Here is a 20,448-nt window from a genome sequence, read left to right as displayed (position 1 = left end):
CTCAAACGCTGAATTCGTCCTTGGTGAAGGACAGGCGCTTATTGGCGTCAACCGCCTCGTTGACTTTCAGTACAGTCACCGCCGTTTCAAACCCGATCTCGGCCGGGCAGTTCAGCGTTGCCTTTCCGCGAATGGAATTGAAGAAGTTCTCCAAATGCGGTTTGTGGTAGGGGTCGCGGAATGTGATCGGGATCCGGTGCTCGTCGGGCGAAACCGACTCGCGGACATCCAGGCTCGCCTCACCGCCTTCCGGCTTGGGGCCGAGGACCCTGGGCGTGGAGACGTAGCCCTTCTGGATCCACTGATCCCACGCCGGCGCAGAAACATCCCGGTAGATCACGCCGCGAGCCGCCGCTTCCGATTCGGAGATGATCAGGGTTCCCTGGTCGCCCATGAAATTCTCGAAATACCCCTGGCTGCCGTTGGTCGTCTGAGTCTGGTAATACGCCCGGACCCTGCCCGCCTTGGTCTCGTACTCATAGACGGCCATCACCGTGTCGTACCATTCGTGCGTTGCCGGATCATAGTAATCGGTCCCACCGCTGGCGACGACGAACTGGGGCTGAGATTCGAGGAACCAGTTGTAGATGTCGATCTGGTGAGACCCGAGATCGACGATCGGGCCTCCGCCTAGTCCTTTGTACCAGCGCCAGTTGCGAAACTGCGCCATGGACTTGAAGCCGTATTTCTTGAGCCGGTCCTCCGGGATGGCATAGCGAAGCGGCGCGCCCAGATCGGGCTTCACGGCTCGGTTCCACTGGCCGTTGACGGTGACCATGCGACCGAGCATCCGCGCTTCCCTGATGATCTTCTCGAAGCAGTGGATGTACCGCGGATGGCTGCGCCGCTGATGCCCGATTTGCAGCAGTTTTCCAGTCTCGCGGGCGGCACGGACCATGCGCCGGGCGCCCTCCACCGTATTTGACATTTCCTTTTCGCAGTAGACGTGCAGTCCGGCCTTCAAGCAATCGACTGTATGCTGCGCGTGCCAGAAGTCCGGCGTCGCAATGACGACCGCGTCCAGGTTCTTCTCCTGGCTGATCATCTCCTGATAGTCTTCGTAAGCGTTGACATCGAACTTGTACTTCGCTAGCAGGTTCACCGTTCGCTTCTGGTTGTACTCCTTCCAGATGTCGCAGACCGCGCGGAAACGCAGGCCGGGTATCTTCAGCATGGAGCTGAGCAGCACCTCTCCCTGAGCGCCAGTGCCGAGCAACGCAACGTTGATCTCGGAGAGACCCGCCGCTGGAGCCGCGGGGCTGGCCACCGCTTCCTGTTGCGCCTTCTCGTAGCCGATCTGCTTGTTGAGGGCATATCCGAACAGACCCAGAACCGGCACCGTCGACAGTCCCTGCAACACGTCGCGCCGATTCATCAGCTTGCCGGCTTCTTTGCTGGGATTGGCGTGCTGATCCTTCTTGTCGTCCTCCGCCATGGTGTCCTCTCCCGACGTGGCCTATCGTGCCTGCTTCCCGACCCTGCTGATGAACAGCGCGATGAGGAATAGAAGGGCCGCCATCGCGACGGCGATGCCCAGGCTCTGCTGGACCGTCGCGCCAACGCTCAAGTTGCCGATAATCTTCGGCACGACCGTTCCGCCCAGCAAGCCCACGGCGAACACGATGCCGAAGATGCTGCCGTAGAGATTGGGTTCGAATTTCGCAAACGTGACCCCCACGATGGTCGGGAAGATGGGCGCGAAAACCAGACCGGTCAGCACCACCGCAATGATCGCGAGGACCGTGCTGTGCGTCAGCATCATCAGCAGGACGGCCAGAATCGAGACGAGAGCGGCGCCGGCGATCACCTTGCCGCCCAGGGCCGTCAGGTTCTTCACCGCCGAGGTCAAGAACCTTCCAACCATCATGGCCACCCCGAAGACACTCAGCACCAGTCCGGCATTGCTCACGGCGGCGGGATTCTTGTCGCCGCCGAAGATCTCGGTCATGTACGGCTTGATCCAGGTGCCCATGCTGATTTCCAGCGCCACGTAACAGAAGAGGGCAAGGGCGGCAACCAGGACGGCTGGCTTTCCCAGCAGCGTGACGGCCATCGAAAACCGGAATCCCGTTGACGCCTTCGGGAACTTCGTGCCGAGCGCTATCAGCAGGAACACCAGCAGGAGTACGCCGATGATCGACACCCCCGTCTTGTAGCCCAGGGCCAGCGTGGCGAACAGCGAGAACAGCAGGGGTGTCAGCACGTACCCCAAGCCGAAGAACGCATTTCCGAAATTGCTCGCGCGCGCCGGGTCCCGGCCCTCGAACATCACGACAGGAATCAGCGTGTTGCCCACGGTGTTCAGGCACATCGCGCCGACGCCCAGCAGGATGCAGGCAGAGAATGCCCACCCCACACTCGGCGCAAACGCCAACAGGAACATGCTGCCGCTGGCCACCAGGAAACCGAGAATGGCCAGAGGCTTGTGACCGAACTTGTCCAGCATCGGACCAATGATCAGCTGCACGATCATGCTGGTCAGAAAGAGCGCCAGGACCAGACTTCCAATCTGGTCATTGGTAATAGCCAGCGCCTTCTTCAGTTCTTCCGAGACAGCGCCGATGATGATGAAGCAGATTGCCAGGCTGAACACAGCCATCAGGGCGACTGCGGCAGTGAGCTTCGTCCCTTTCGTTTCTTCCATGACAGTTTCCTCCTCTGAACGACCCTGCCGTCGCGACATGCGCCAGCGCCGATGTCAGCCGTTGAATGCCGATGCGGGCGTCAGGTCACCGCCGGCATCGTCCATGCTGTCTCGTCTCTGGTTCTTCAGCGTGAATCAGCGGTTCACAATAGAACGTCCGCGCCCCGGCCCTGCTGGATCAAGGGCACGTAGGTCTCCAACTCCAACTGAACTGCCGGATCGGTGAGGTCAATGACCTTCTTGCGTTCGGCAGACAGGTACGCCGCCATGACGAGCCGCGTAATCTCCAAACCGTAACTCCAGGGCAGCATCGCGTCGCGACCGCCGGTGAACGCTTCGAGGGCATCGGCACTTTCGTCCGTGTAGCCGTAGAGATCGGCCTCGTTGTACTGCACGGCCAGCAATCCGCGGGAGGCCGTGGCCTTCTCAAGCGCGGATTCGGCGTCCTTGATGGCCTCGGCGGCGGCATCGCCGATGAAGATGTTGAGCGGCGACACCAGCGTGTTGATCTCAAAGGCGTATCCGGGCCCCATGCCGTCCATCAACAGCCGGAGCCCCTGCTTCTCGAACATCCAGGAGTTTGTGAATTGCGACTTCACTTTTTGTCCGGTTTCGGGATTCTTGTACGTGACCATTCCTGTGGCGAAATCCTCGGCGGGAGTCTTTGTATAATCCACGCCCCGGTCCTTGAGCAGTTTCTCACGCCAGTAAGGCTGCCCCCATTTCAGCAACGCGACCTCCGCGTTGACGCTCTGCGGCTGCAGGAAGGTGATACCTTTGCCGGTCGGCGTCAACACGTACCACCCCACGGCGATGCTGTGGCACCCCATGTCGCTCAGCACCCCGCCCCCCTGCCGAGTCGGATCCCAGAACCACCCTTCATGGGGTCCGCCGTGCTCTTCGGCCGATCGCGTCAGGGAAAGCGGACCCATGTTCCTCTGAACCGGCACCAACTGCGCCAGTTGCGTGGCGATGGGTTTCATGAAGATCTGGTTTTCGAAATAGGCCGTGCGCAGGCCGGCCGATTGGGCCAGCTCGACCAGGCGCCGCGCCTCTGCGACGGTGCGGCCCAGGGGTTTCTCACAGATCACGCCCTTCAGCTGCGCCCCGGCTTTGACGGCTGAGACAATTTCTTCCATGATGGGAACGCGCGCGAAATTCGGCGCAAGAATCGCGACGCAGTCCACGTGTTTGACCAACTCCGGGACACTGCCGTAGACCACCGTGTCCCCAAGCCCCAGGTTCCTGGCCATCGACGCCAGCTCGGGAGCGCCCTTCTGCGCGTGGACACCCGCCAGTTCAATTCCGCGGACCTGATTCATCGCCGTCGCCTGAAATCGTGCGATGAAACCGGCCCCCACGAAGCCGACCCTCAGCCTTGTTGTGTTCATGCTGGCGTCCTTGAGCTAGTGGTCTGTTCCCGTGATGCGCTCATGAATCAAGCAACGGCGTCCGTCAGGCCCGCGACGGCAGCCGCGATATCACAGGGCGTATAAGGTTGCGGGGAGCCCCCATCGATGGCGTCGAGCATCACACCATCACTTGACGGGACGGCCAAAAACCTCGACTTCGACGTAGTGATTCATCTCGTTGGCATTGTTGCCGTTGCTGTACAACCGGACATAACGGGCGATGGAACCCTTGGCGTCGACCAGCCTGCCTTCCGATGTTTCGACGTAATTCATGTCCTTGCCCGGACCGAGCTTGGACGTGTTGTCGTGATCATTATTGAACAACGTCCGGACATTCTTGGAGAACTTCTCGTCATCCGCGATCTGGACTACGACGTCGAAGTATACCCGGGGAGTCTGGTGGAAATGCCAGAACAGCACGGCATAGATCTCGTGCTGGGCCCCCAGATCCACGGTCACCTGCTGGCGCCCCGGACCCAGCTCAACGTAGCTGCCTTCCTCCCCCGACTTGTCCCCGTCGATGATCATGGCCAGTTCGCCGATCACCGGCGCCATGTCGCTGCCGACCACCTTCTTGCGTCTGGCGACATTCACTACTCCGGCTGGAGCCAGAAACGGGTCTCGCGCCTTATAGCGCGGCTTCTCCAGGTTGGGCACCCTCAGATTCTGAGGCGTGCCCTCAAACATGGGCTGGGGCAGCACGATACGGATGGGTACGAGCTTCTGCCCGCCCGCCGGCGGCGCCTGCGCGGCCGCCAGAATCGGCATGGCCAGCAGTAGTAACGCGGCGAGCAGCCACGGGTGCGCCACGCCGGCGCACCGCCCCTTGCAGCGGCGCCTGATGTTCATAACTGGATTCAGCTGTTCAGAGGAAGAAACTGGAACAAACACCGAAATCGCCATCGAGACCATGTATCCCTCAGCGCCTGTCAGGCGGTTCCGGTGTCTGTCCCCTTGGTTTGGTGAGTGTACGTCCGTTACGTCCTTCGATTCACAATTTCGGTGACGAACGTGTTCCCTCAGGACGTAGTGCTGAGCGCGCGTTCTGACCGGTCGCCGAGCGCGAAGACGCAACCGGATGCGCGAGTCGAAGCACTACGCAAGCGCCCGTTTGCAGTACTCCACGCACTTCTTGATCTCAGTCAGCACGTCGGATCCTTCCGGCGTCTGGTACTCGTACTCGATGCTGGCCGGGAACTTGTACTTTTCTTTCTTCATGAGCTGCAACACGTCCTTGAGCGGCGTTTCGCCCTGCCCCCAAGGCATGTTCGGACCGCCGGGGCGGCCCTGGCCGCCAGCGCCAGGTTGGGCGCTCTCTGGGGCGGCGACGCCGGGCCCCTTCCGGTCCTTCAGATGCAGGCTGGCGATCCGGTCGTGGTACTTCTGAACCAGCGGCACCGGAGACTCGCCGTTGACGCCGTAGTAATGACCCACGTCGAAGTTCAGCGCCGTGTACTTGGACGCGCTCAGCACCTTCTCGAATCCCGATGCACCGCCCTGTCCATGGGTGTGGAACGCAATCCGCAGTTTCCTCTTCGCCGCGTATGACGCGACCCTCGCGAGCAGCGCATCTTCGGTCGGCAGTTCCATGGTGACGTGGTTGGAGCCGAGCGTTTCGGCCACGTTCCAGATGTAGGCGTACTCCTCATCGGACATCTCGAGCGTCGGCGGGAGTTTGAAGGCGTAGATCTTCACGCCCGCGTCCTCGTACATCTTCCGGAACGCCTTGTACTTCGCCATCGGCACGGCAAGCCGCCACGCCTTCAGTTCCTCGGCCCGCTTCTGCCTTTCGGCCTGCTGCTCGGGCGTCAGCGCCGCCCGGCCGCGGCCCTGACCGCCCGGAGCGCCTGCGCCGGCAGGCGGACCACCGGCTGCCGCTCCCCCGGAAGGCGGACCGCCCGCGGCCGCCGCGCCCGGCGGAGGTCCGCCCGGGCCGCCGCCGCGTCCTGCCTGCGGCGAGCCGGCGTAGTTTTCGGCAACGTTGGACATGAGTTCGATCCCGTCGATGCCGCAATCGAGGCAGTACTGCAGCACCTGTTCCGCGCTGCTCGGCAGCGAGCGGAAGCTGTAGGTGATGGTGCCGATCTGCACGCCGCCGAAGGTCGAGTTCGGCTTGGCGGCGGCGATCAACTCCCACGAAGCCAGCGGCAGGGTGGCCGTGGCCAGGGCGATCTTCCCGAATTCCCGTCGCGTGTAATCCACTGGATGTCCTCCCGTCGCGGTTCCCTACAGCTTGACTTCCCAACCTCTGCGGTAGTTGAGCTGGAGATGCTTGTTGGCTTCAGCGCTGTTGGTGAATAGCCCCGTCTGCGCGTCGTAGAGCAGTTTGCCGTCCACGCGCACGGCGGCCGATCCCAGCACTAGCCACTCGGTGTACGGCGCGGCGATCTCGAACTGCGAGCACGCCGGCGCGCCGCCCTTGCACGCCCGGATCCAGTCCCGCTGATGTCCCGGCGAGCGCGTCAGAAACGCCGGCGGCAACGTGTAGTCCGCCCAGCGCGACCCCGGCAGGAGGCCCACGCCTTCCCCGCGCCCACTGGTCCCCAGATATCCCTTGCTGCCGACGAAGATGCAGTTGTACCCGCTCCCCTGCGGCGCGCGGCCGCCGCCAGGCGCACCCGGCGCACCCGGCGCGCCACCACCGGCGGCAGCCCGGCCTGCACGGCCGCCCGCGCCTGCCCGCCCCGCGTTCGCCGGTCCGACCTGCGGGCCGGTGTTGGGGACCTTCCGGGCCTCGTCGACCGTCATGCCGCTGGGGATGTAGGCGTCCCCGCCCGTGTGCTGATACCAGTAGACCGTGACCGGCGGCATGCCCTTGCGCGCCTTGAACTCGTACTTGATGGTGAAGACGTCCGGGAAGGTGAACGGCGGGAGCGGATCCTTCTTGATGCACTCCACGCTGATCAGATTCTCCGGGCTCAATCCGAGCGCCCAGTTGGCCGGCCCGAGAATGTGGACGCCCCAGTCCCCAATCAGGCTGCTGCCGAAGTCGTAGAACCCGCGCCAGTTGAACGGCAGGTAGAAGCCGAAGTCCTCGCCCCCGCCCATGCCGCCACGCCCGGCCTGGGCGGCTGCCGGCGCGCCGCCCGCCGCTCCCGGCGGCGGACCTCCGGCCTGCCCGGCGCCCGGCGCGCCCGGTGCCGCGCCGCCGCCGCCCCCCATGCCCCGCCCTCGCGCGGCGCTGCGGGCCGCAACGAAGTCCTTGTACTCCTGGTCGCCCGTCGTGAACGGGCGGGCGGCCGCGGTGCCCAGCCAGATGTCCCAGTCGAGCGTCGAGGGCACCGGCGTCGGCGGCGGCGTCTTCGTCATCCCCTGCGGCCAGCTCGGCCGGCTCATCCAGGCGTGGACTTCGGTGACCGCCCCAATCTCCCCGGCCCAGATGATCTCACTGGCGACCCGCGTCGCCTCGTGCGAGTACCCCTGGTTGCCCATCTGGGTCGCGACCTTGTACTTCTGCGCGGCCAGCCGGAGCAGGCGCGCCTCCGAGGCGATCCGCGTCAGCGGCTTCTCCACGTAGACGCTCTTGCCGCGCTCCATGCACCAGAGCGCCGCGAAGGTGTGCATGTGGTCCGGGATGCCAATCACCACGGCGTCGATGCTCTTGCCCTCCTTGTCGAGCATCTGCCGGAAGTCCTTGTACTTCGTCGCCTTGTCGTACCGCTCGAAGCCCGGGACACCGCGCACCCAGTCGACGTCGGCCAGCGCAACGATGTTCTCCGTTTCGCACTGGCGCAGATCGCTGAACGCCTGGGCGCCGGCCCCGATGCCTGCGATGTTCAGTTTCTCGTTGGGCGACTGGTAGCCCAGTGCCTTGAGCGAGGGCACGCTCCCGAAGCCCACGCGCGGAATCAAGCCCGCCAGCAGCGTCCCAAAGAAGAAATGTCGCCTGGAGATGCCTTCGTTCGCCATGCCTGTACCTCTCTCGGCCTAGAACGAGAATCGAATCTGCATCTGAATCCGCCGCGGAAGCTGGTAGGCGTTCGCCACGCCGAATCCGGCGTTCTTCGGCAGGCTACGGTTGGAGTTCACGGTGCCGTCAGCGTTGAACGGCAGGTTGGTCATGGTCGCGTCGAGCGGGCTCTGCACCTGCATCGTGGCGTTGCGCCCCGTGACGCCGCCCGCGTTGGGTGCGTTGAACATGTCGAGCCGGAACTGCAGATTCCGCGTACCGCCGAGCCTGATGTTGCGCGCGAGCGACAAATCGAGCGCGCTCTGGAAGCAGCTGCGAACGTAGTCGGAGCCAGACTCGAGGCCGACGCTACCCATGGCGGGCGGCGCGAAGCCGGCGTAACTGAATTGGCGCAGCGGGTCGCTGCTGCAGCCCGAGCCGGTCGGTCCGACGAGGCTCACCCGGCCCCCGTAGTTCGGCGAGCCGGTGATGTTCACGTTGCCGCTGCCGTTGGCGTAGGACACACCGATCGTATAGGCGGGGCCGGTGTTGCCCGTCCATACGCCCGAGAGCTGCCAGTCATTCAGGACATAGCCCAGCGTCTTCGTCAGCGGTCCGTTGTTCGGGACATCGGGCATGTCCCACACGAAGTTCCCCTTCATGATGTGCGTGATCGGCACGTACTTCCCGAGCAGCTGGTCCGCCTTCGCCTGGTCGGCGCGCTCGGTGTAGCTGCCGTCGGCGTTGTGCTGCAGCCTCACGGTGGTGCTCCCGATCTGGTAGAGGGACCACGTGTCATTGAAGCCGAACGAGAGGCCGTTCCGGAAGCGGCGGTTCACCGACATCTGCAGCGTGTGCGAGGTCAGCCAGCCGCGGTCCCAGAACATCGCGATCGAGCCATAGCCGCGGATCGCCCGCATGGCGTCGGTGGGCACCGCCGCGGCGCCCGGGATTGTGCTCGATAGCGTCGGGTCCTGGTACGCGGCCTGGAACGCGGTGCCGAAGTCGATCGAGTTGATGTCCGGCTGCTCGACGATGTTATAGGCGTGCAGACCGGTGTACTCGACGTCGAGCGCCGTGGCCCACGGCAGCATCAGCTGGACGCCGCCGTTCCACGTCCAGGTGGACGGGAGCTTCGATTCATACTGATACGGGTTCAGCGCCGGGGCGCCCTGGGTCCTGAGGCCGGACGCCATGTTCTGCAGGGTCGTGTACCGCACCGTGACCGACTCGAGCGCGGGCGGGTTCGCGATGATCGACATGACCGCGTTGCCGCTCGTGCGGTCAAAGAACAGCCCCGCGCCGCCGCGCAGGATGATCTGCTGCTTGCCGGTAAGGTCGTACGCGGCGCCGAAGCGCGGGCCAACCACCAGGGACGGCCACAGGTACGCCGTGTCGGCGATCCCCTGTCCCGCCTGGTACAGGCCGTTCAGCGCGTTGCCCGAGTTGGGCACGAGCGTGCCGATCGCCGCGGCGGTGTTCGGGCCGAGCAGCGCACCAGTGCGCGGATCCAACGCCTGGCGATTCGTGCCCGAGCACGGGTAAACGCCGTTGCCGCAGCCCGCGAGGTAGACGTACGGGGCGCTGGATTTCGACCACTTGTCGGGGAGGAAGTTCGACGCCTGGAGCAACTGGTCGTACTGCGGCTGCTGGTTCACCAGCCGCGCGCCGAAGTCCAGCGTGAGGCGGTCGCTCACCTTCCAGTTGTCCTGGATGTAGCCCTCGATGTTCGTGTAGACGAACATCCCCTCGATGTACTTCGAGTTCTGGGCATAGGAGGAGAAGACGCCCAGCGCGGCGTTCGAATAGCCGTAGGAGGTGTCGAGTGGATTGGACGTGTCCTGGCCGAACGTGATTGTGCCCTGCCACCCCTGCCGCTGCTGCGCCTTCAGGCTGTGCGTGGTATAGAACCCGCCCTTCAACGTGTGGTGGCCCGTCACCTTCGTCAGGCTGGTCGAGAAGTCCCAGGTCTTGTTCGTGTTCAGGTAGCCCGGGAACGGGATGTTCTGCGGCGCGTTGCCGATGCGGCTGCCCCACGCCAGGTTCGGCACCATCCCGATGCGCGTACCGTCCCAAATCGGCGGGTTGACGCCGCTCAACGCCTGAAACGCAAAGTAGTCCAGGTTGACGATCCCCGCGTCGGGGTAGATGAACGGCAGACCCGAAAGGCCGACGTTCTTCAGGGCCGCGTTGTCGTTCACCGGGAACCCGGCGCGGCAGTCGTTCGGGCCCGTGCTGCCCTGCGCGAGGGCGCAGCCGGTGAGCGAGTTCTGCCCGAGGCCCCACGTCGCCTCGAGAAACGTCGTCGAATTCAGCGAGTAGGTGGTGTTGACCGCGATGGTCCGGACGAACGGGTTGTACTGACGGGTGTCGCTCCAGCCAGGAGTCGTGCCGATGATCGTGTCGCTCCCCTGTGCCCACCCGGCGTACTTGAACGAGAGGCGCAGCTTCGGCGTCGGGAGGTAGTCGAGGCGGACCGCCGGCTGGTTCGCCCTCAGGCTGTATTCGGGCCGCTGCACCTCGTAGTTGTAAGTGCCCCCGTTTACATTCGGCATCGGGTACATCTTGAGGATGTTGACGCCCGTCTGGTACAGGCGGGCCGGGTCGATGCGCCCCAGCACGCCCTGGTAATTGAAGCAGGCCGTCTGGTTGGACGCCGAGCAGGTGCCGCTGATCAGCGGATCCTTGATGTAGGGGTAGGGGTTGCCGTTGTTGTCCAACGTCTGCGAGAAGTCGCCCGCCCGTTCGAGCGCGGTGGGAAAGCGGTAGCGCACCGTATCGCCGCCCATGGTCCGGGGCATGAACTCGTGCGCATAGAAGAAGAACAGCTTGTTGTTGCCGCCGGGCTTGCCGATCGGACCGCCGATCGAGTAGCCCAGGTCCTTCTCCTTCACCGTCGCCTTGGGGTCGCCGTTCAGGATGTTCGTCTGGCTGTTCGAGTACCAGTTCGACTTCCGGAAGACGCCGTAGGCCGCCCCGCGGAACTTGTTCGTGCCGCTCTTGGTCACGGCGCTCACCTGGACACCGCTGGACCGGCCGTACTCGGCCTGGTAGCCCGACACGAGGACCTTCACCTCGGCGATCGACTCGACGTTCATCTGCAGCAGGATCGAGTTGCTGCCGGTGTCCATCGTCGAGATGCCGTCCATCATGATGTTGCCGTTGCCGCCGCCGGTGGAGGCGCGGTCGCCGATGCGGCCGACCTGCTGCCCGCTCGTGTCGTTGGCCACGCCCGGTGCCAGCGACACGAGCGCAACGAAGCTCCGGGTGGTGATCGGCAGGTTCTCGACCGCGCTGGTCGGGACCGCGAACGATCGCTCGCCGCTCTGCGCCTGCACCATCGGCGCTTCACCTGTGACCACGACCGACTCGGACACGCCGCCGACCTCGATGTTCAGCACACCGACCCCGGTACGGTCGCCGGCGCTGACCGCGATCGGGCCGCGCTTGAGCGTCTTGAAGCCGTCCATTGTCACCGTGATGTTGTAGGAGTCCGGCGGCACGTTCACCATGACGAAGTCGCCGGTCCCGTTGGTGAAGGCGCGCGAGAGAGCCGTGCCGCGGTTCACACTGGTCAACACGACGCTGGCGCCCGGAATCACGGCTCCGTGGGCGTCCTTCACAGATCCCGTCACGGTTCCGGTAGTCAACTGCGCGGCGGCCGGCGCGGCCAGGAGCCACGAGGCCGCTAACAAGCCCATGACGATGTTCGACGTTGGCTTCGCACTCATAGGTTAGGTCCTCCTCCAAGCTCTTCGAGATACGTGAGCGGTTGGCGTGATGAACGACGGGTTCTGGGTGGGATAGGCGCCGGCCGGTCTCCCTGTCGGATCGGGGCGACCAGCCGGTCATTGAACGAACGCCGCAGCATGCTGTTGGGGCCAGCCTCGGCATAGACGCGCATCCTTGAACTGCACTCCGGTGAAGACACGAATCATGCCGTCGTCCTCCAGCAGCACGTCGATGCGCCGCAAGGACAGCGGCCAGAGTGTCGCGCCGTCAAGCAGCGACACATCGAACAGCCTCCGCTCGCCTTGGTGTCGTTGCACCAAGAAACGTCCCTTCGAGGGTCATGGCATGAGCGGAGTCTGGTACAACAATCGTTGCGTCTCAACGACCGAATGCGTCATGCAGGCACGACAGTCAAGCGCGACTCACGAAGAATGAAGGACTACTAGCAATGTAACCGATTACACGCAGGCTTATAACATAACCCAAAATCCCGCGCAAGCGGAAACTACGCTGCGGCGGCATCGCTTCAACGGCTCAGTTCCTGCCCGATTCCGTCCATGGATCCAGGCCCGATCCCGTCGGCGCACATGATAGCCTTAGGCATGCGCGCGCCCACCGGCGGCTTCCCGCGCGACTTCGAGGGAGCGGTGATGAGCACGAGGCCGGTCTCGTCGCATGGTGTTTCGGAGCCAGGCTCCGGCAGGTTCAGAACGGCGGCGACCATCCGCGACGTGGCCAGCCGGGCCGGCGTCTCGACCGCCACGGTATCTCGTACGCTGAGTCGGGCGCAGGTGGTGTCCCCGGAAACCCGGCGGCGTGTGAAGCAGGTCGTCGAGGAACTCGGCTACGCGCCAAACGCAGCGGCCCGGAACCTTCGCACGCTCCGATCCCGCAAGCTGCTCGTCACCGTTCCGGACATCACCAATCCGTTCTTCGCGCTGATCCTGCAAGGCATCGAGAAGGCCGCCCTGCGGGCCGGCTACGCGGTCCTGCTCGGGGACACGCAGCACGACGTCCAGCGCGAGGATCGATATGCCCAGATGCTCCTGCGGCAGGAGGCCGACGGCCTCATCTTTCTCGGGCACCGCTTGCCCAAAGCCGCCGCGCGCCTCGTGCGGTCGACCGCGCCCGGCCGCGCACCGGTCGTGAACGGCTGCGAGTTCAGTCCCGCCCTCGGCGTGCCGAGCGCGCACATCGACAACGCCAAGGCGGCCCACGAGGCCATGGGCTATCTGTGCCGGCTTGGGCATCGCAACATCGGCATTATTACGGGCCCACTGGCGAGTCCCCTCAGCCGCGACCGCCTCAAAGGCACGCTGGCACGGGCGAGGATCGCGGGAATCCGGAAGCAATTGACCGTGATCCAGGGCGACTTCTCGATCGAATCCGGGATCGACGGTGCACGGCGGTTGTTGGGTCGCAAGAGCCGTCCCACCGCCGTGTTTTGTTTCAACGACGAGATGGCGATGGGCGTGCTGGAGATCGCCCGCCAGCGCGGCCTGCGCGTGCCACAGGATCTGTCGGTGATGGGCTTTGACGACATCCGGTTCGCCCGATTCGCCGACCCACCGCTGACCACTACCCGTCAGCCGATGCAGGAGATCGGCGAGGCCACGGTTCGACTGCTCCTCGGGGTCCTGCGGGGAGAGCTGGTTGGTCCCTTGTCGGTCACGCTCCCGCACGAGCTCGTCATCCGTTCGAGCACTGCGCCGCCCCCGCCCGACGGGGTGCGCGGCCCGACGGGCGCACGCCGACCGCGGCGCACGGCGCCCGCTCGAGTGGTGGAAATCTGACGCCAACGATCACGGCTCTACCTCCGGAGGTTCAGCGAACGACCGTCTCATCCCAGAGGGTCTTCGCGGCATAGCCGCGCACTTCCACCTGCGGCCGTAACTCGACGGGGGTGTCGAAAATCGGCACATACAGCTCGCGCTCGCCGGGCCGGCGCCACTCGTACAGCTTGCGGCGGATCGCGTTCTCCATGTCCGGAGTGGTGAGAATCACGGGGGCGTGGATCCCGTCGTTCACGGGCGCCGTTTCCCATCGGACCGCTGAAAACCGTCGAAGGTACCAGGGCAGCGGCCAGAGGTTCTGGCCGCTGATCACCTCGATCGGCATCATCGCGTGGAGTGGATGCGCGCGGGACAGGGCATCGACGTGCCGCGCGATCTCGAAGACACCGGTGCCTGTGTGGGCATAGACCCAGGGATTCCGAGGATCGGACGCGTAGCGGACACTGCCCGCCCACGCGAGCCACCCGAGGTGGACGACGGCGGCACCAAGGACCGCGGCGACGAGCGGCCTTGCCAGCCTGGCCGGCGAGGCCTCGATCCATCGAGTGCCGCCCACGCCTGCAAGCAGGATGAGCGCGTGGAGGAATCCGAGCACGCACCATGGCGTCTTGTACGGGATCGATGCGTAGGCGACGACCATCACGACGGCGTAGGCGCCGAGAAACGCGAGCAGCGACCCGTTACCGCCCGGGACGCGGCTCCCCACGAAGGCCGCGACGAGGCCGATGAGGGCGAGGCCGAGAATGGCTGCTTCCGTCCAGACCGGGCTGCCGTCCGAACCGGCAGACAGCAGGAGGCCGAAATAGTAGTGCCACGGATGGATGTGCCACGACGCGCCCCCTGCCCGTGTCACCCACGTCGTGTACGTCGTCACCGAGTCCACGATCCCCCGCGGATGGCTGAAGAAGGACGACATGAGCAGTCCGGCCACAGCGAGGGCCGTGAGGCCGGCTGCGGCAAGATGAACAGCCGTTCGCCGGCGGTCCGCCGGCAGAGGAGCTGCCGGCCGCCTTCGCTCGAGCACCCGCGCAAGAACGAGGGCTCCTGCCATCGACGCGAACGCGATCACCCACGTTTCCTTCGTCGCGAACATCAATCCGACCGACGTCCCGGCCGCGATCGCCCATCCTGCGCGCGGCTTCTGCTGGTAGCGGCAGATGGAGACGAGCGCGCCGAAGCTGAAGGCGACGAGGAGTGTCTCCTGGATGTAGTACCGGCTGTAATAGACCATCGCGGGCGAGACGGCTGTGAGGAGGGCGGCGAGGGCAGCCGGACGGAACCCGACGACCGGAACGAGCAGGACATGGGCGGCGACGAGCAGGATGCCGATGACGGCAGGCACGCTGCGCAGCGTGATCTCGTCGAGGTCCGCGTAGCGCGCGATGCCCCGCACGCGCGCGGGGACCAGCGTGAGGTAGTTCAACGTCGGTCCGTGGAACTCCTCGGGGTCGTACTCGTACACGCCCTGCTCCAGCAGCCTCGCGAATTTCGCGGCATGGACGGCCTCATCCGTGTGCATCGGCCGCACATCGAGCGCAGGCAGGCGCATCGCGGCGGCGAGGACCACGATCGCCGCGAAGGCCCACGGCGCCAGACGGCGGTCGGCGACAGACATGGGAATCTCCGTCAGATCCTCTCACGAGCGAACGGTGGACAGCACTCACGCCGTGCCCGCGGGCACGGAAGCCGCGAAGGACACAGAAGCTAGCAGCACAACTCGACCGCGTCAAGTATGGGGGAGAAACAGGCTGCCGCCTGAAAGGAAACTGGGCGTCCTTGGGTTACACCGCCACGGCGAGGTGCTGCAGGCGCTTGAGCGTGTCCGGGTACTTGCGCACGAGCAGAATCAGCGCCGCAGCCTGATCGTTCGGCTTGCTCCGTCCCTGTTCCCATCGCTCCAGTGTGCGCGGGTTGACGCCGATGCGGTACGCAAACGCGGGACGCGACATGTGCAGACGTTCGCGCGTGCTTCGGATGACCTGCTCGTCGATCGGCGGCAGCGACAACCGCTCGATCTGGTGCGAGCGCAGCGTGATGCGGCCCTCACGGTGGGCGCGCATCGCCGAGACGCCTTCCATCAATTCACCAAAGAGATCGCGCTTCTTCAGCTTGTTTGTTGCCATATGGTTATCTCCGTCGACGCTCACCGCGCCGGGCCTGACGGGTCTTTCGTTCCGCCTCGATCGCCGTGCGCAGATGGGCCTTCAGGGTCGGCGTCAAATCGTCAACCTCGTGCTGGCGCCTCGAAACACTCCACAGGCTAAACCATACGCTGAATGCGTATGGCCTGCAATCCTCTTCTCGCTATGCCTGAAGCCGAAATGTCACGCGAGAATGTCTCTCAGGCCAATTGGGCGGGACAACTCAGCAACTTGTTGAGCAATTCTGCGAGAATCTGACACGGAGGTTAAGAGAAACCGAGTCTCGGCGGTTTCGTACAGATTGCTGAGGAGAAACAGCGAAAGGGAACTGGCGGAGAGAGAGGGAGTCTTGCAGCCAGACCCAAGAAACCCCAACAAATACGGGCTCTTCTGCGTAACTCGCACTGGCCCTGCTGGTTAGCCTTATCCAATTCTCCCGCCCGCTTGCGTCTGTTCGCGTCCGTTTTCGCGTTTTGCCGGGGCGATGTCACTCGTAAAAATGTACTCCGCGAGGGTCTCCCGGGCCGTTACACGGCGGCCACCTTAAAGATCCGCTACGGAGCAGTGCGGAATTGAGATTCAAACGCGAGGGCGCTTCTGGTACTCTGAACGGTGAGCGGAATTACGATGAAGACAGCGTTGACGAAGGTAGACATCCTTGAGGTTTTGCGGCGTCATCGACCGAACCTGGAGCGCTTCAGCGTCAAGACCATCGCGCTGTTCGGCTCGTTCGCCAAGGACGCTCAGTCGGATTCCAGCGATCTGGACTTTGTCGTGGAATTCTCCAAGCCCACCTACGACAATTTCACGAGCCTTGAGCAATTCCTCGTGCAACTCTTCGGCAGAAGAGTCGACATCCTGACGCCAGTTGGCGTCGAGAGTATACGAGTGCCCCGGATCTCCGAAGACATCAAGTGGACGCTCGTGCATGTCTAAGTGAGGGCAGCAGGAATACCTCGCGGACATGCGCGAAGCGATCGTTCGCCTCCAGCGCTACACGGTAGAGATCACCTACGATCAGTTTCTCGCCGATTCCAAGACGCAAGACGCCGTCATCCGCAACATCGAGATCCTCGGGGAAGCAGCAAAACGTCTCCCGGCGGCGCTCACAAGTGCACATCCCGAGGTCGAATGGAAGGGTATCGCGGGCATGCGCGACAAGCTCGTGCACGACTACTTCGGCGTCAACATGGACATCCTGTGGGATGTGCTCAAGACGAAGCTGCCAGCACTGCTGAAGCAGATCGACGACATCCTTCGGGACATCGGTTAGCCGGCCAACAATAGCGAGGTCTGCACGGGTTTCGACGGTGCCGCACCGTAGACGTCCCCGTCAAGGTGACAATCCGAAGGTAGACTCCCCGACGACGGATGCGCGGGGCCATGCTCCCGCACCATCCGGCCGCATGATCCGCGGCAGCGCAATGGACGCACGACTCCCCGTCATTGTACTTGGCGTTACCGTCGCCGAACCCGCATCCGTGGGTACGCCGCGCACGGTTTCGATAAGGTACATGTGCCGAGCAGATTCTCGGCTTGCAGCTGGCACAACGTTGGCGTCGAGGCCGGCAGCGTCGTTCCAGTGCCCGTCGATGCTCAGGGAATCGTCACGTTGAGGAACGCGCGAATGTCACACCGGAATGTCACTCGCGCCGTTCCGACCCGACAACTGAACGAATGGCTGAGCGTTTCTGCGCGGAACCGGCGGGGTGGGTGAGAGACTCCGATTCTTGATGATTCCGTGCGAAATACTGAGGAAAAACAGCGAAGAGTGGTCCGCCTTCGCGCCTTCGGGCTACGGCGGACATCCTTCGCAAGAGGTGGGCTCGCCAGCCGAAGCTCACCGGAAGCGTGGTGCGAGCTGAGGGTGAGCGAAGGATGGCGGAGAGAGAGGGATTCGAACCCTCGGTAGAGTTTCCCCTACACACGCTTTCCAAGCGTGCTCCTTCAGCCTCTCGGACATCTCTCCGTTCGACTCGCTCGGCTCGCCCGGCTCGCTCACGGCAGGCCGCGCCAAGGGCTGCGAGGCCTTTGATTCTAGCACGGGCCTCGGCGGCCCCGGTTCAGCACCAGCGCGGGTGCTGCTTCAGCGGGTCCCCACAGGCTCCCCAATCTTCACGATCTTCAGCGCCCGACCCTTGTCGCCGGCCTTGAAGCACAGCCGGCCGCCGTCAAGCACCACACCGTCCGCACTGACAGCGAGCGACTCCATACGCGCCTCGGCAATCGATCGGCGGAGCGAAGAATCGAAGATCTGGCGGTAATGAGCCAACAGGTCCGAGTCGTTCCTGATCGTGAGCGTCTGGCCGTCGGCCCACGCGTCGAGCGGATACTTCACGAGCGAGGCCACCTTCAGGTGGTTCTCAATGGCCAACGCGCCCTGCAGCGTCGCGAGGAACGCCTGGACCCGGACCGCATCGGTTCCCGCGGCCTCGAACTGGGTGTTGGACGGCGTCTGAGCCGACGTGGCGGGAGCAAACCCGCACATCACGATCAGGGCAACAAGCACGAGAACAATTGAACTGGTACGCATAAAGGCCTCGCTATCCGGGGGATGGAGTCCGTCAGACGAGACGAGCATCCAAAACGAATAATATCATACTTACCGAACGCTCGTACTGTTTTAATGCCCAATGAGGCATTATGGCGTGGATTTCGAAGAGCGCCTGCCCGTGTTCACGAGCTTCGCTGGAACAGCGTGATGCCCGGCATGAACGGGCTTCTACATCTGCATCACGCCCGCGAACGCGAGGTGTTCCCGATGCTCGTGGTCATCGCCTGCGTGAATGCGGCAATCCTGCGGAGTCCGTGACGGGCCCGGGGGGTTGTCGACGTACTCTCCGCTTGCAACCTTGGGCGCGCCTCGCTGCCAGTGAAGGCTGACCACTTTCAGCAGCGCATCGACGACGATGGGGTCGAACTGCGTGTGTCGACAGTGTTGAATCTCGAAGAGCGCCTCTGGCAGTGCGCGGGCGTCGCGGTGGAGCCGCTGATGCGTCATCGTATCGAACGCATCGGCGACCGCGACGATGCGGGCACCGATCGGAATCTCCTCACCCTTGAGGGCCCACGGATAGCCGGTGCCATCGAAGCGTTCATACGTCGATCGAATCGTGCCGGAAGCCGGCTCGAGGAACGGGCAGTTCCGGAGAATCTCGTGAACCAGCTTCGGCTGCAGCCGGATCACCGCGTATTCTTCCTCGGTCAGCGCGGACGGCTTGCTCAAGATCGTCTTGGGCATGGCCAGTCTCCCGACATCGTGCAGCAGCGCAGCGCGCTCGATATCGGACAGCTCCGGGCTTCGGAGGCCAAGCGCCAGGGAGAGATTGACCGAGATCAGCGACACACGCCGGCTGTGCTGGAACGTGGTGCGGTCCAGGCCCAGCGACTCCAGCATCTCGTTGAGCGCCGCGTCCGATGTCACCGGCATCCGGCCCAGGTACTCCGCGAGCGGCGCCAGCCGCTCTCTCAACTCCATCTCCAGCGATGCGACCCGCTGCCGTGAGCGGATGGCATTCCGGTGCCAATCCATGCCCAGCCGCATCGCGTTGCGCAGTTGGTCGCGCGTGAATGGTTTGGCGAGGTAATCGACCACCCCCACATGGAGGCTGTTGAGTGCGGCGTCGACTTCCTGCGAGCCGGTCGCCATGATGACGGCCGAATCCGGATAGAGCGATCGCAGACGCTCGGCCAGCCAGAGCCCATCGTGGCCGGGCATCGTGATGTCGCAGAGCGCCACGGCGGCGGGCTTCTCGGCCATCAGCTGAAGCGCCTCGTCGGCGCTGGCGGCCTCTCTCGGCTCGTAGCCCAGGCTTTCGAGCCAGCGCATCATCACCTCTCGAATCAGTTCCTCGTCATCAACGAGAAGCACTGAACACATGACTGATCCTCCTGATACTTAACAGCCCGTGACACGACCTGCTGCGCAAGATGCCCGGCCCTAGCGAGCTGGCGCGATCAATGCGACCAGGTCATCGCCACCAGCGACAATCGCCGCTCCCTGGAATGCGGTCTCAATCTGTCCGTTGGGCCCCGCCGACACGACCACCGTGCAGCTGGCTCCACTCGAGAGCGCCCTGACGTTGGTCGCGTAGCGGTTTCCCCACGGATCGGGCCCGATGCCCGCTTCGATGTAAGGACGATGCCACCCCCGGATCCAGTTGGTCTGGCGAGGAAACGCACTGTATCCAACAGCATTGGTCACGAGCTGGTCGTCGAGCGCCCCGACTTTGGCGGAGCCAAGGGGCGCGACCCACGCGGGATCGCCGCCGGCGCCCACGGTGGGGACCGCACCCGCGCCAACCAGCAGATCGAAGGTGCCCCAGCCGCGATCTTTGTTCGACTGACCAAGCACGTCGCCTTCGAAACGCGACACCGCCGTGGCAATCGCGTGGGTATCGCGGAACGCGCGCGTGAAGCGTGCCTCGGAGATGTAGTCCTGGACCGACGGGGCCACCACCCCTGCGACGATCGTCGTGACCGTCAGCATCGTGGCCATCTCAGCAATCGTGAAGCCTTTCACCGACTTCAGCAATTGCCTTCCGTTCATCGTCATTGTCGTGTCCCTCTCTCTACGCCGCCATGAAAAGCAAGCGCGGGGCCAACTGGTTGAATGCGTGTAACTCCGTGTATTTCAACGTTTTCCAGTGAATGGGCGGGTTGGGCTAGCGAAGATTTCGCACGCGCTCACACGAGAGTTGTGCATCAACCGCACAGTTCGCGTGCGGTGTTCGAGTCGCCAGATACGTCTGGCCCGGCCGAGGCACAGAGGTGTGCAGACGTGGGCGGAGGGAGTGGGACGGGAGCAAGGAACAAGGAGGCAGTAGCCGGGCGCGAT

The 20,448-nt window shown here is 64.0% G+C and carries 16 protein-coding genes and 1 tRNA gene; 3 read left to right on the top strand and 14 right to left on the bottom strand.

What is annotated here, in order from left to right; genetic code table 11:
- Position 1: 1 nt before the first annotated feature.
- The 8 genes from NT151_05585 to NT151_05550 all read right to left on the bottom strand — a co-directional run bounded on the left by NT151_05585 (position 2) and on the right by NT151_05550 (position 11,994).
- Positions 2-1,435: a Gfo/Idh/MocA family oxidoreductase gene (locus tag NT151_05585; protein MCX6538391.1), complete on the bottom strand. Its 1,434-nt coding sequence runs from the start codon at positions 1,433-1,435 to the stop codon at positions 2-4.
- A gap of 21 nt (positions 1,436-1,456) precedes the next feature.
- Positions 1,457-2,644: an MFS transporter gene (locus NT151_05580; protein MCX6538390.1), complete on the bottom strand. Its 1,188-nt coding sequence runs from the start codon at positions 2,642-2,644 to the stop codon at positions 1,457-1,459.
- A gap of 143 nt (positions 2,645-2,787) precedes the next feature.
- Complete coding sequence (locus NT151_05575; GenBank protein ID MCX6538389.1) at positions 2,788-4,035, bottom strand: Gfo/Idh/MocA family oxidoreductase; 1,248 nt, start codon at positions 4,033-4,035, stop codon at positions 2,788-2,790.
- Positions 4,036-4,182: 147 nt separating this feature from the next.
- Positions 4,183-4,959 (bottom strand): hypothetical protein, encoded by a 777-nt coding sequence (locus NT151_05570; protein ID MCX6538388.1) that lies wholly within the window; start codon positions 4,957-4,959, stop codon positions 4,183-4,185.
- A gap of 192 nt (positions 4,960-5,151) precedes the next feature.
- Positions 5,152-6,258 carry a sugar phosphate isomerase/epimerase gene (locus NT151_05565; GenBank protein ID MCX6538387.1) on the bottom strand — a complete coding sequence of 369 codons (1,107 nt, stop codon included), beginning with the start codon at positions 6,256-6,258 and terminating at the stop codon, positions 5,152-5,154.
- Between the two features lie 24 nt (positions 6,259-6,282).
- On the bottom strand, positions 6,283-7,965 hold the full coding sequence (locus tag NT151_05560) for a Gfo/Idh/MocA family oxidoreductase (GenBank protein ID MCX6538386.1): 1,683 nt from the start codon (positions 7,963-7,965) through the stop codon (positions 6,283-6,285).
- 18 nt (positions 7,966-7,983) lie between these two features.
- Complete coding sequence (locus tag NT151_05555) at positions 7,984-11,676, bottom strand: carboxypeptidase-like regulatory domain-containing protein (protein ID MCX6538385.1); 3,693 nt, start codon at positions 11,674-11,676, stop codon at positions 7,984-7,986.
- 117 nt (positions 11,677-11,793) lie between these two features.
- Positions 11,794-11,994 (bottom strand): hypothetical protein, encoded by a 201-nt coding sequence (locus tag NT151_05550; GenBank protein MCX6538384.1) that lies wholly within the window; start codon positions 11,992-11,994, stop codon positions 11,794-11,796.
- A 285-nt stretch (positions 11,995-12,279) separates the two neighbouring features.
- On the opposite strand from NT151_05550, the gene NT151_05545 reads away from it, so the two are divergent.
- Complete coding sequence (locus NT151_05545; protein MCX6538383.1) at positions 12,280-13,470, top strand: LacI family DNA-binding transcriptional regulator; 1,191 nt, start codon at positions 12,280-12,282, stop codon at positions 13,468-13,470.
- 31 nt (positions 13,471-13,501) lie between these two features.
- On the opposite strand, the gene NT151_05540 is transcribed toward NT151_05545, so the two are convergent.
- Positions 13,502-15,085: a TIGR03663 family protein gene (locus NT151_05540; protein MCX6538382.1), complete on the bottom strand. Its 1,584-nt coding sequence runs from the start codon at positions 15,083-15,085 to the stop codon at positions 13,502-13,504.
- Positions 15,086-15,251: 166 nt separating this feature from the next.
- Complete coding sequence (locus tag NT151_05535; GenBank protein MCX6538381.1) at positions 15,252-15,578, bottom strand: transcriptional regulator; 327 nt, start codon at positions 15,576-15,578, stop codon at positions 15,252-15,254.
- Positions 15,579-16,238: 660 nt separating this feature from the next.
- Between NT151_05535 and NT151_05530 the strand changes: the two genes are divergently transcribed.
- Together NT151_05530 and NT151_05525 are read left to right on the top strand one after the other, a co-directional pair.
- Positions 16,239-16,547, top strand: coding sequence for a nucleotidyltransferase domain-containing protein (locus NT151_05530; GenBank protein ID MCX6538380.1), 309 nt, complete (start codon positions 16,239-16,241; stop codon positions 16,545-16,547).
- A 28-nt stretch (positions 16,548-16,575) separates the two neighbouring features.
- Positions 16,576-16,884 carry a DUF86 domain-containing protein gene (locus NT151_05525; protein ID MCX6538379.1) on the top strand — a complete coding sequence of 103 codons (309 nt, stop codon included), beginning with the start codon at positions 16,576-16,578 and terminating at the stop codon, positions 16,882-16,884.
- A 606-nt stretch (positions 16,885-17,490) separates the two neighbouring features.
- Here NT151_05525 and NT151_05520 read toward each other — a convergent pair.
- The 4 genes from NT151_05520 to NT151_05505 form a co-directional block, all read right to left on the bottom strand.
- Positions 17,491-17,580: transfer RNA gene (locus tag NT151_05520), tRNA-Ser, on the bottom strand.
- A 117-nt stretch (positions 17,581-17,697) separates the two neighbouring features.
- Complete coding sequence (locus NT151_05515; protein ID MCX6538378.1) at positions 17,698-18,144, bottom strand: hypothetical protein; 447 nt, start codon at positions 18,142-18,144, stop codon at positions 17,698-17,700.
- 189 nt (positions 18,145-18,333) lie between these two features.
- Positions 18,334-19,491: a response regulator gene (locus NT151_05510; protein ID MCX6538377.1), complete on the bottom strand. Its 1,158-nt coding sequence runs from the start codon at positions 19,489-19,491 to the stop codon at positions 18,334-18,336.
- Between the two features lie 60 nt (positions 19,492-19,551).
- Positions 19,552-20,166, bottom strand: coding sequence for a hypothetical protein (locus NT151_05505; GenBank protein MCX6538376.1), 615 nt, complete (start codon positions 20,164-20,166; stop codon positions 19,552-19,554).
- Between the last annotated feature and the right edge of the window lie 282 nt (positions 20,167-20,448).

It is taken from the genome of Acidobacteriota bacterium, assembly GCA_026393675.1.
Taxonomy (GTDB): domain Bacteria; phylum Acidobacteriota; class Vicinamibacteria; order Vicinamibacterales; family JAKQTR01; genus JBAXOX01.
Note: the sequence above shows the minus strand (reverse complement) of the source record. Positions and strands in the feature narration are given on the sequence as shown.